Source organism: Stenotrophomonas sp. TWI602 (genome assembly GCF_039674045.1).
Lineage (GTDB): Bacteria > Pseudomonadota > Gammaproteobacteria > Xanthomonadales > Xanthomonadaceae > Stenotrophomonas.
Genome location: NZ_JBDJMT010000005.1, coordinates 194,182 through 205,486, shown reverse-complemented (window position 1 = coordinate 205,486; position 11,305 = coordinate 194,182). Strand labels below are relative to the sequence as shown.

At 65.5% G+C, this 11,305-nt stretch carries 8 protein-coding genes and 1 pseudogene; 1 reads left to right on the top strand and 8 read right to left on the bottom strand.

Translation table 11 applies throughout. The annotated features are described in order from the left end of the window. The first annotated feature begins 44 nt into the window (after positions 1–44). Entirely contained in the window at positions 45–2,057 is a 2,013-nt protein-coding gene (locus ABE483_RS08175; RefSeq protein WP_346481486.1) for a M13 family metallopeptidase, read from the top strand. 153 nt (positions 2,058–2,210) lie between these two features. Here the strand turns inward: ABE483_RS08175 and ABE483_RS08170 are convergent, their stop codons facing one another. From ABE483_RS08170 to ABE483_RS08135, 8 genes and pseudogenes are all read right to left on the bottom strand, one after another. Beyond that, positions 2,211–5,249: a TonB-dependent receptor gene (locus tag ABE483_RS08170; protein WP_346481485.1), complete on the bottom strand. Its 3,039-nt coding sequence runs from the start codon at positions 5,247–5,249 to the stop codon at positions 2,211–2,213. Between the two features lie 383 nt (positions 5,250–5,632). After that, positions 5,633–6,307: a rhomboid family intramembrane serine protease gene (locus ABE483_RS08165; RefSeq protein ID WP_070470961.1), complete on the bottom strand. Its 675-nt coding sequence runs from the start codon at positions 6,305–6,307 to the stop codon at positions 5,633–5,635. An 89-nt stretch (positions 6,308–6,396) separates the two neighbouring features. Beyond that, complete coding sequence (locus ABE483_RS08160) at positions 6,397–6,759, bottom strand: MGMT family protein (protein ID WP_346481484.1); 363 nt, start codon at positions 6,757–6,759, stop codon at positions 6,397–6,399. Beyond that, positions 6,756–7,676 carry a DMT family transporter gene (locus tag ABE483_RS08155; protein WP_346481483.1) on the bottom strand — a complete coding sequence of 307 codons (921 nt, stop codon included), beginning with the start codon at positions 7,674–7,676 and terminating at the stop codon, positions 6,756–6,758. The genes ABE483_RS08160 and ABE483_RS08155 overlap by 4 nt, the downstream gene beginning before the upstream one ends. A gap of 260 nt (positions 7,677–7,936) precedes the next feature. Continuing rightward, complete coding sequence (gene gorA / locus ABE483_RS08150; RefSeq protein WP_346481482.1) at positions 7,937–9,292, bottom strand: glutathione-disulfide reductase; 1,356 nt, start codon at positions 9,290–9,292, stop codon at positions 7,937–7,939. Further along, positions 9,289–9,432, bottom strand: a pseudogene (locus ABE483_RS08145) (amino acid dehydrogenase); the annotation flags it as partial. The pseudogene ABE483_RS08145 and the gene gorA, both read right to left, overlap by 4 nt. A 15-nt stretch (positions 9,433–9,447) precedes the next feature. Then, a complete protein-coding gene (locus tag ABE483_RS08140) occupies positions 9,448–10,695 on the bottom strand; it encodes a DUF418 domain-containing protein (RefSeq protein ID WP_313208935.1) in 1,248 nt (415 codons plus the stop codon). 83 nt (positions 10,696–10,778) lie between these two features. Then, complete coding sequence (locus ABE483_RS08135) at positions 10,779–11,258, bottom strand: peptidylprolyl isomerase (protein ID WP_088433264.1); 480 nt, start codon at positions 11,256–11,258, stop codon at positions 10,779–10,781. Positions 11,259–11,305 lie beyond the last annotated feature (47 nt).

Below are 11,305 nucleotides of genomic sequence, written 5' to 3'. Positions count from 1 at the left end.
CTTGGTACACTCGCGCGATCCCAATCCTGCTGGATTCGCTTTACATGTCCAACCTCCGTCCGCTCGCCATTGCCCTGGGCCTGAGCCTGGCCTCCCTGGTCATCGCTCCCGATGCGCACGCCGCGCCGAAGAAGAAGGCCGCCGCCCGCGCGCCGGCCGTCAGCGCCCAGTGCAGCGACTTCTACGAGGCCACCAACGCGACCTGGCTGAAAGCCAATCCGGTGCCGCAGACCGGTGCCACCACCGCACTGGGCCAGCTGGCCGACCGCGCGCGCCAGCAGCAGCGTGAACTGCTGGATGGGGCGATGACCGCACCGCAGGGCAACGTGCAGAAGCTGCTCGGCGACTTCTGGGCCAGCGGCCTGGACGAGGCCGCGGTGGAAGCCGACGGTTCCAACCCGATCGCCCCGTTGCTGACCCGCATCAACGCGATCAAGAAGGCCAAGGACGTGCCGGCCTCGATCGCCGCGCTGCACCAGGTCGGCATTCCGGTGGCCTTCAACTTCGCCCCGGACGTCGACCTCAAGGCGCTGGACCGCCACATCGGCTACTTCATGCAGGGCGGCATGGGCCTGCCGGACCCGGCGTTCTATACCCGTACCGATGCCGACACCGTCGCGCTGATGGCGCGCTACCGCACTTACGTCAAGCAGGTGCTGGCGCTGACCGGTACCCCGGCTGACAAGCTCGATGCCGAATCGCAGTCGGTGATCGCGCTGGAGACCGAGCTGGCGCGCAATGCGCAGTCGCTGGCCGGCATCAACAATCCGTTCAACAACTACGCGCCGATCTCCACCAAGGAGCTCAACAGCCGTTACCGCAACCTGCAGCTGGAGGCCTTCCTGAAGGCGCAGGGCGTCAATGACGACCTGGTCTCGCTGTCCGATCCGGCGCTGTTCAAGCAACTCGACGGCATGGTCACCCGGCTCAAGCCGGAACAGTGGAAGGTCTACCTGCGCTGGCGCGTGGGTGATGCAATGGCCCCGTACCTGTCCAAGGCCTACCGCGATGCCGAATTCGAATTCCGTGGCCGTGTGATGCGTGGCCAGACCCTGCCGCCGGCGCGCTGGGAGCAGGTGCTGGATGCGATCAACGTGGCTGCCGGCCCGATGGTCGGCCGCGAATATGCGGCCAAGCACCTCTCGGCCGACGACCGTCGCAAGGCAGCGCTGGTCGTGGACAAGATCCGCGAAGTGCAGATCGATGCGGTCAAGCGCAGCACCTGGATGAGCGATGAGGCCAAGACCGAAGCACAGGCCAAGCTGGCTGCGCTGAAGATCGAGATCGGCACCCCGCTGCGCGATCTGGACTACACGGTGCAGCCGATGGGCCGCGGCAGCTTCGGCGGCAACATGCTGATCGCCTCCACCTGGCGCCACCGCGAGGAAATGAAGCGCATCGGCAAGGGCAACGCCGACCGCCGCTGGGACGTGCTGCCGCAGCAGCCGGCACTGGCGTATGACATCGCGCAGAACCGCCTGATCGTCACTGCCGCCGTGCTGCAGGGCCCGGTGTTCAATGCTAAGGGCGACACCGCCGACCTGTTCGGCAGCTACGGCGCGCTGGTCGCGCACGAACTGACCCGTGCGATCGACGCCAAGGGCGCGCTGGTGGATGCCAAGGGCGAACTGCGCAGCTGGTGGACCCCGGCCGACAAGACCGCCTGGACCCTGTTCGGCAACCGCGTGGCCGCCCAGTACAGCGGCTACGACTACCCGGGCGTGAAGGGTGCCAAGGTCAACGGTGAACTCACCCGCGAAGAGAATCTGGCCGACCTGGCCGGTCTGGAACTGGCGTGGGAGGCTTACAAGGCTGTCGAACCGGCGGCCAAGCCGGCCGCCCAGCAGGGCTTCTTCCGTGCGTGGGCGAGCCTGTGGCCGCAGCAGCTGTCGCCGAACGTGGCCGCCCAGCGCGTGACCTCGGACATCCTAGCCCCGGGCCGCTGGCGCACCAACGGCCCGCTGTCCAACCTGCCGGCGTTCGGTGCCACGTTCACCTGCAAGCCCGGCCAGCCGATGCAGCGCGTGGATAACGACCAGATCAAGGTCTGGCGCTGAGCCCCCTGCCGGACCTGCGCTGAGCCGCAGCGGCTGACGAAGAAGGCGCCCCAAGGGCGCCTTTTTTTTGTGTCCATAACCCGCCAACCAGGCAAAAAAGACCCCGGCAGGCGCCGGGGTCGAAGACCCGTCCACGGAGAGTGAGGGAGTACGTTAGAAGTCGTAGGACGCCGACAGCCGAACCGTGCGCGGCGCAGTAAGGTAGGTCCCGATACCATAGAGATTGGACACGGTGTCGGGCCCTGCCTGGTACGTCGCATCCGACTGCAGCGCGCGGCGCTGGTTGAACACGTTGAACACATCCAGCCCGAAGCCAAGACGTTGCTGGGCGAACGTGGGGCGATACATCACGCCCAGGTCCACGCGCGTGGTCCACGGCTGGCGGCCGGCATCGCCCGGACGCGAGGGGCTGCCATTGCAATAGTGGTAGGCCGAGCCGTAGGCGATCGGATCACTCTGGTCGGCGCCGTAATAGCCCAGGCAGCTCTTCGGCGCACCGGACATCACGCGCAGCGTGGCCGACGCCGTCCACTCCGGCGTGAACTGATAGGCCCCGTAGCCCTTCAACTGATGACGGCGATCGTTGGCGAGATAGCCACCGGCGTACTCCATCAGGTAGGAAGAATCCCAGTCCTGGGTCTTGGAGACATCATCCTGGCCGATGTCCGATTTGACCTGTCCTTCGGTGTTTCCGAAACTGCGCGACCAGGTGTAGTCGAGACGGCCATACCAGTTGTTGCTCATCGGATGTTCGACAAACAGATCGACCGCCACGTAATCACGCTTGGCCTTGTTGCTGCCCAGCCCCCAGTCCGCCCCGCTCATGCTCACTGGCACGTAGCCGGAGCCGTCGGTCTTCTTGACCAGGAAGGTATTGGTCTTGCCCGGGTTGAAGATCACGCAGCCCGGCACCTCCAGGTTGCTGGAATCCACACCCATGGCATCGAGCTTGTCGTAGATGCGGTCCGAATCGCAGGTATCGTCGATCGCGGTCTGCAGGCGACGGTAGGTGACTTTCGCGCCGCTGTTCCACGCCGTGCCGAGGGTCTTCTCGAAGCCGAGGATCAGCTCGTCCTGGTACTGCGACTTCAGATCGCTCGGCGCCACGCTGCGCGGATCCGGCGTCTGTCCATACTCATTGTTGGCCGACACCGGGCCCGGCCCCAGTTCGCCCAGTCCGGTCGGATTGCCATTCGCGTCGATTCCCGTGTACGTGAAGTACTCGCGGGTGTAGGTCGACGCCGACGCACCGCGGATGGCCACACTGTTGGGCAGCGCCAGGAAATAGCGGCCCAGGTTGGCGAACACCTTCAGCGAAGAATCACCGAATACGTCCCACGCCGCGCCCAGCCGGGGCGCCCACTGGTCGCCGGTTTCGACATACGCCACGGCGGCGCTGTTGTAATTGGTGAACGTGTCGTTGCGTACGCCCAGGGTCAGCAGCCAGTTCGGCGTCACCTGCCAGCGGTCTTCAAGGTAGTACGCCTTCTGCTTCAGCGACATGCTGGTGGTGGTGGAGTAGATGTACTTCTGCACGAAGTAACCCTCGCCACCGGGCGGGGTGATATCGAAGCCAGGCGACGGCGACGAACCTGGGGCGATGCGCGAGTAGATCCAGGCGTAGCCGGGGCCGGTCATCGCCTCGCCTTCGTTGCTGCCCTGGAAGGTCATGTTGTCGATACCACCGGTGATCTCGTGATCGCCGATGCGGTACTGCAGGTCCACGCGCAGGCCACGCGACGTGCTGCCCGCGTTGTAGGCCTTGTCGTTGGCCGCCGGCTGATCGTTGCGGATCGGGGTGCCACCGGTGATCAACGGATCCTGGTTGTTGGCGCCACTGATGAGAGGATTGCCCGAACTCAAGGGATTGGAGTCCAGGTTGTCCTGCTTGCTTCGCCCCCACAGTGCGCTGAGCGTGAGGTCGTCGGTGAGGTAGCTGGTGAACTTGAAGACGTCGTAGGTGTCCTTCACCTTCGTCGTGTTGGCAAACGTCCCCGTGCGCTCGCCCTCGCTGCGGGTCTCGTAATCGAAGTCCCGGTAATAGGCGTCGTAACGGTCCGTGTTCTGGAGACGCGTGTATTCCAGCGTGTTGCTGTCATTGATGTTCCAGTCGATCTTGCCGTAGAACTTCGGGGCATCAATGGTGTAGTGGCTGCGCGACTGCTGCGCCGACTCGATGGAGGCCGTGGACACGCCGTCGGACTTATCCTGCTCGGCCGCCAGATGGACGAACAGCCGGTCTTCGATGAGCGGGCCGCTGACGTAGCCGCTGTAGGTGGTACGGGTCGCCTTGTCGCCGCGACGCGAGCGGTACAGCGTGCCGGGCAGTGTCGGATCCTCGAATTCATACCCCTCCTGCAGCCCGCGGTCCGGATACAGAATGTCGCGGGGCGATTCGGCCAGGGAGTCGGGCTGCCAGGTGGTCTGGAATCCAAAATGCCATTCGTTTGTACCGCGCTTGCCGAGCTGGTTGATCACGCCGCCCGTGGAACGGCCATAGCTTGCGCCATAGCCACCGGTGAACGTTTCCTGCTGATCGATCGAGCCGTAGGGCAGGCTGACGCCACCGAGGCTGTTCAGCGGGTTGGTCGCGTTGAAGCCATTGATGTAATACGCGTTCTCGCTGACGCTGGACCCCCCGAAGGAAAGCACCGAGCGCGAGCCGTTGCTGAAGGCGCCGCTGCCGCCGACCACACCCGGGGCGAGCAGCGCGATGGCTTCCGCACTGCGGCCCAGGGGCAGTACATCCAACTGTTCGGAGGTGATCACCGAGCGCGACACCGTGTTGCTCACATCGATCTTGGGCACATTGGTCGCTGTCACATTGACGGTGCCGAGGGTGGTCGCATCGCCACCGGCGCTGCCACCGCGGCTGAAGGAGACTTCGGTACCGGCACCGACGATCAGCTGCACGTCGGTGCGCGTCTCGACAACCTGCCCGTCGCGCTGCAGGGTCACGGTGTAGCGCCCCACCGGCAGCGAACCCAGGGTGTAACGGCCGTTGGCATCGACGGTGGCCGAGCGGCGCAGGCCAGTGTCACTTTGCACGACAACCGTAGTGCCCGCGGCGGACGGCACAGAGCCGTAGACGGAGCCCGTGGTGCTCTGTGCTGCGGCGGCGCCGATGAAGGAGGTCAGGATGACGGCCAAGGCCGTGCGCTTCAGCCGATTGGCCGGGATGCTGGGTGTCATGGAGTGTCCTTGAGTCGGGAGTTGCATACCGAAATGTCAGCAGCGTTGCGGCGAAATGACGTTCATCCGCAACTGAACCCGATCTTAATTTCACTGTTTTGCAAGCCGCAATTCAAACTGAACTGACATCTAACTCACTGAATGAGAAGAGGTTTATTCTAATTCCCGACGAAAAAAAGCTGATCACGACAATTATCCGAGGCATATCGAGATAATCCATCTCAGTTTTTTATCTGGATACGGGACGTTACCCACACTTTCTGTATGCTGATTGCGAAGGCACCCGGGCAAAGACGACGCACCACGAATAAAAAGGAGGCGAACACGACAACGCAGCCTCACGCCCGTCAGGGCGCAAGGTGCATTTCACGACATTCAACGCCTTACTTGATGCTGCGCAGGTGATTGGGTCGCTTCGGCGGGCCCGGCGGACGACGGTTGTTGAACGGTGGTTGGCCCCGCCAGTAGCGGATCAGCAGCCAGCCGAACAACATGCCGCCCAGATGCGCGAAGTGGGCCACGCCCGGCTGCCAGCCGGTGGCGCCCAGCATCAGCTCCATCGCACCGAACACGATCACGAACGTGCGTGCCTTCATGGGGATCGGCGGGAACAGCAGCATCACCCGCTGGTTCGGGAACAGCATGCCGTAGGCCAGCAGCAGACCGAACACGCCACCGGACGCACCCAGCACCGTGGCCGGATCGGCCAGCATCATGCCGACCAGCAGCTGGCACAGGCCGGCACCGGCGACGCACACCAGGTAATAGATCAGGAAGCGCTTCTCACCCCAGGTCTGTTCCAGCGGCGCGCCGAACATGAAGAGCGCGAGCATGTTGAAGAACAGATGGCCGAAGCTGCCATGCAGGAAGCCATAGGTCAGAAGCTGCCAGGGCTGGAAGTTGCCGCCCGGCGAGAACGGATCGAAGCCGCCGCCCAATGGCTGCAGCATGAAAGGCTCGAAGGTGCCGTTGCCGAGCAGGAATGGCTGCTGCAGCAGGAACAGCACGGCGTTGGCGATCAACAGCGCTTTGGTGACAGTAGGCAGTCGCGGAAACATGGGGGCATCCTTTGGAACTGCGCCCATCATAGCCGCAGCGCCCGGCCGCCATCTGCGTGGCGGCGCCCGCGTTCAACCGACAGGCAGCGTCAGCCCGGTCCCCACAGGGCGGCATCCAGATCGTTGGCGCCGGTTACGGGCATGCCCTTCACCCGCCCCCGTTCGATCATCACGCCCTCGGCGCGCAGCCGCTGGCTCTGTTCCTTCCACCCTGCCGAGCCTTCGGGCATTGCAATGCGCCCGTCCGAACGCAGCACGCGGTGCCACGGCAGGTCCGGGTCATCATTCATGCCAAGCACGCGCGCGGTCAGCCGCGCCCTGCCCGGCAGCCCCGCCTTGGCGGCGACCTGGCCGTAGCCCATCACCTGCCCGCGCGGGATCGCGCGGATCACCGCCAAAATCCGTGCACGCGCCTGCGCCGCCGGGTCATCGCCCACGGCGGCCGCGTTCACGCGCGGACCCGGCTGACCAGCAGCACGCCGAGCAGGACCAGGGCCGTGCCGAGGATCTGCCACGGCCCCATGGGTTCGTCGAGCAGCCATAGACTCATCACGATGGTGGAGACCGGACCGAGCATACCCACCTGGGCGGCCAGCGACGAGCCGATCCGCTTCACCGCCAGCATGATCGCCATCACCGGCAGCACCGTGCAGACCGTCGCATTGATCAGCGACAGCCAGTACACCGGCGTGGGCGCCTGGCCCAGCGCGGACATCGGGTGCAGCACAGCGAAGTGCAGCACGCACAGCACGCAGGCCACGCAGCTGGCATAGGCGGTCAGGCGGATCGCACCGATCCGCGCCACCACCTGGCCACTGCCGAACAGATACAGCGCATAGCTCAGCGCACTGGCGAACACCAGCGCACTGCCCAGCACGATGCGCCCGCCTTCCAGCTGCAGGTCATGGCCAAAGGCCAGCAGCACGCCGAGATAGCTGAGCACCAGTGCCGCCACCTGCCAGCGACCCGGGCGCTTTTTCAGCAGGACCAGGCTGATCAGCAGCACCAGGGTCGGGTTCAAGTACAGGATCAGGCGTTCCAGGGTGACGCTGATGTACTGCAGGCCCTGGAAGTCGAGCAGGCTGGACAAGTAATACCCGGTGAAGCCCAGCCACACCACGCGCCCGCGGTCGCCCCATGACAATGCCGGCGCGCGCCGCGCCGACCATACCGCCAGCACCGCGAACAGCGGAAACGCCATCAGCATCCGCAACGCCAGCAGTGTGGTGGCATCCACGCCATGCCGATACGCGAGTTTGACGATGACCGCTTTGCCCGAGGCCGCGATCGCGCCAATTGCGGCCAAGGCGATGCCGCCGGCGGCGATGCGGCTGGAGGACGTGGGGAGCGGGGAAGCGGGTGACGGCATCAGGACGGCGGACAGCCGCTCGGGGGCGGCTGGTCAGGTGGGGGGCGGCCATTGTCGCATGCGTGGCGGCGGGTGTTCTGCGCCGGCAGACGCTGCGGGAACGGCGCTCCGATCCTGTTTCAACTGCGGAAAGGACACGGCAAGCCACCGAGCTGTGCGCCTGCGGAAGGTTGTGCCGCGCGGTGCGCGGTTGCCACGCATGGCGTGGCACTACCGGATTCCTGCTGCGGCTTCGGCGGCTGCACGCCGCTGATGCGCTTTCAGCGCATCAATACGACTTCTTCTGCGGAGGTCGGATGGATTGCCACGGTGTCGTCGAACTGGGCCTTGGTCACGCCCATCTTCACTGCCAGTGCAAACCCCTGCAGGATTTCATCGGCAGACTCGCCCAGCAGGTGGACACCGACCACACGCTCCTCCTCGCCCACGCAGACCAGCTTGAACAGGCTGCGCTGGGTGCCATCGGCCAAGGCCTGCAGCATCGGGCGGAAGTTGCTGCGATACACGCGCACATCGCCGTATCTCGCACAGGCCTCTTCTTCGCTCAGCCCCACCGCGCCCAAGGCCGGATGCGAGAACACCACACTGGCCACGTTCTCATAGTCCATCCTGGCCTGCGGCTGGCCACCGAACAGGCGGTCCATCAGCTTGCGCGCCGCGGCGATCGCCACCGGGGTCAGGCCAACCTTGCCGGCAATGTCGCCCACTGCGTGCACGCTGGGTACCGCGGTGGTCTGCCACGCGTCGACCTCGACCTCGCCCTTGTCACCGATCACCACGCCGAGCGCTTCCAACCCCAGATCGGCACTGTTGCCGCGTCGCCCGGTGGCAAAGAACACCGCATCGAAATGACCGTCGGCCGGGCCATCATGGCCGAGCGCGACCACGGCATCGCCGTCACGCTGCAGCTCGCGCAGGCGGTAACCGAAATGGATCTGTACGCCTTGGTGGCGCAGGTTCTCGGCAAGCTGTGCGGTCAGTTCTGCATCGAAGCGCTCCAGCAGCCGCTCGCCACGTACCAGCAGCGTCACGCGGCTACCGAGCGCCTGCAGCAGCCCGGCCAGCTCCACCGCGATATAGCCACCGCCGACGATGGCCACGCGCTCCGGTGCGCCGCACAGGTTGAAGAAATCATCGGAGACCAGGCCCAGTTCGGCTCCGGGAATCTCCGGCCGTTGCGGATACGCACCGGTCGCGATCAGGATGTGAGCGGCACTGATGCGCACGCCATCGCTGCACTCCACGGTGTGCGCATCCACAAGCCGGCCACGGCGCGGTACACGCACCACCTTGTTCTCATTGAGTCGCTTGAGATAACTGGAATGGATGTTGGCGATGTAGGCCTGCCGATGCACCACCAGTTCTTTCCAGTCCAGCGGGGGGCGCACCGGCACATCGAAGCCCATTGCGGCGGCCAGGCCGATACGGCCGGAAAGATCGGCCGCCAGCCACATCGCCTTCTTCGGCACGCAGCCGACATTGACGCAGGTGCCGCCCAGTTCGCCCGGCTCCAGCATCGCCACGCGCTGGCCGTGCTGCGCCGCGCGGAAGGCAGCGGCGAGGCCGCCGGAACCACCGCCCAGCACGATCAGGTCATAGTCGTATTGCGTCGTCATTGGCATCGCTCAACTCGGTAAGGGGCAGGATCGATTGCCGGCGCGCGGCCGTTGATCAGGTCTGCCATCAACTGGCCGGAGCCGACGCTCATGCTCGTGCCCAGCATGCCACGACCGGCTGCGATCCAGACGTGAGGGTGCGTGGCACCGCCGTGTCAGGCCCGGCGCAGCGGCGGCCACTGCAGATAGGTCATCGCGCGCCAGATCCACTCCAGCGGCCCGAACCGGAAGTACCGCAGCCACGCATGGCTGATCGCCACCTGCAGCGCGAACAGGGCCAGCGCGAACGGAATCTGCCACAGGCGCGGCATCGTTTCGAACGCGCCCAGTCCATAGCCATAGAACACCCAGGTACAGACCAGCGACTGGCCGATGTAATGGGTCAGCGCCATCCGCCCCATTGGCGCCAGCACCTGCAGGCGTGCGCGCCAGTGCACGATCCAGGCCAGATAGCCCAGGCACATCAGCAGCCCGGCCAGCGCGCTGACCGCATACGCCACGCCGCCGCGCAGGTCCAGCGTGCCGGGCGCCTGATAGGGGTGCCAGATCGCGCTGCCCAGCATCAGCACCAGCCCGACCGGCAACGCGACCCAGCGCAGCCGTGCATACAGCCGCGCGAACCGCTCGGGCTCGGCCAGCGCGCCACTGCGCGCGAACCAGCTGCCGATCAGGAACATGCCCAGCACTTCCGGACCGATCACGAAGATGCCCGACAGCATCGCGCCGAGATCACGCAGGCGCTGTCCCACCGCCTGCCCCCAGCTGCCATGCGCGTACGCCTGGCGCTGCAGCTCGATCGTGCGTTGGGCCTGGGCGATGGCCTCGCGTAGCGGTTCCTGCGTGTGCTCCATGCTGGCCATCCAGCTCATCAACGCCCCCAGCACCAGCACCAGGGCGGCAGCGCCCAGATAGCTGGTCGCGCCCATCGCGGGCAACCAACTGCGCGGCGCCTCGCGGCAGGCGAGCAGCAACAGCGAGATCAACGCATAGATCACCAGAATGTCGCCGGACCACACCAGCAGCGCGTGGCACAGGCCGATCAGCAGCAGCGCCACGCTGCGGCGCAGATAGAACGGTGCGAATGCGCGCCCGGCCGCTTCGGCGCGCTGCGCCATGACCGAGAACCCCGCGCCGAACAGCAGCGAGAACAGGGTGAAGAACTTGCCCTGGACCAGCACGTAGATGGCCGCATCGGCCCAGTAGTCCGCGCCCTGCCAATGCGGATCGATGCCGGTGAAGGACAGGTCCAGCGGACCGCTGAACGCCTCCATGTTCATCAGCAGGATGCCAAGCAGCGCGAACCCGCGCAGGATGTCGATGACGGCGATGCGCTCGTGGGCACTCACCGGCTGCAAAGGAGAAGAAGCTGCGTTCACAGGCAATCCGCTGACCAGGGCCGCCATTATGCCGTGCGCACGAGGGCCTGCCGCACAAACGAAAACGGCCCGCCGAAGCGGGCCGTTGGATCAACCAGGGGTTGCAGCACTCAGTGCTGGTGGCCGCCGTCGCCGTGCACGTGGCCGTGCTCGATTTCTTCCTTGCTGGCTTCGCGCACGTCGACGATCTCGACGTTGAAGTGCAGGTCCTTGCCGGCCATCGGGTGGTTCAGGTCGACATCGACCACGCTCATGCCGACCTTCTCAACGGTGACCGCGCGCGGGCCGAAGTTGGTCTGCAGCACGACCTGCTGGCCCGGGACCAGCTTGCTGGTGCCGAAGTGCTTCTTGGGCACGCGCTGGGTCAGGCCTTCGCGGCGCTCGCCGTAGGCATCGGTCGCCTTGACGTCCACTTCGAAAGTGGCGCCGGCTTCCTTGTCCATCATGGCGTTTTCCAGGCCCGGGATGATGTTGCCGTGGCCGATCAGGATCGCCAGCGGATCACGGTCCTTGGAGCTCTCGATCGGCTCCTGGCCCTGCTCGGCGACGGTGTAATGGAAACGGACGACGCGGTCTTTTTCGATCTTCATGCGCAACTCTGGTCTGGAGACTGCCGAGGGCAGACGGGTGAGGCGGG

What these genes read in the sequence shown, in the direction of transcription:
- ABE483_RS08175 (WP_346481486.1), top strand. Translation starts at nt 45, where the DNA reads ATGTCCAACCTCCGTCCGCTCGCCATTGCCCTGGGCCTGAGCCTGGCC.
- ABE483_RS08170 (WP_346481485.1), bottom strand. Translation starts at nt 5,249, where the DNA reads ATGACACCCAGCATCCCGGCCAATCGGCTGAAGCGCACGGCCTTGGCC.
- ABE483_RS08165 (WP_070470961.1), bottom strand. Translation starts at nt 6,307, where the DNA reads ATGTTTCCGCGACTGCCTACTGTCACCAAAGCGCTGTTGATCGCCAAC.
- ABE483_RS08155 (WP_346481483.1), bottom strand. Translation starts at nt 7,676, where the DNA reads ATGCCGTCACCCGCTTCCCCGCTCCCCACGTCCTCCAGCCGCATCGCC.
- gorA (WP_346481482.1), bottom strand. Translation starts at nt 9,292, where the DNA reads ATGACGACGCAATACGACTATGACCTGATCGTGCTGGGCGGTGGTTCC.
- ABE483_RS08140 (WP_313208935.1), bottom strand. Translation starts at nt 10,695, where the DNA reads ATGGCGGCCCTGGTCAGCGGATTGCCTGTGAACGCAGCTTCTTCTCCT.
- ABE483_RS08135 (WP_088433264.1), bottom strand. Translation starts at nt 11,258, where the DNA reads ATGAAGATCGAAAAAGACCGCGTCGTCCGTTTCCATTACACCGTCGCC.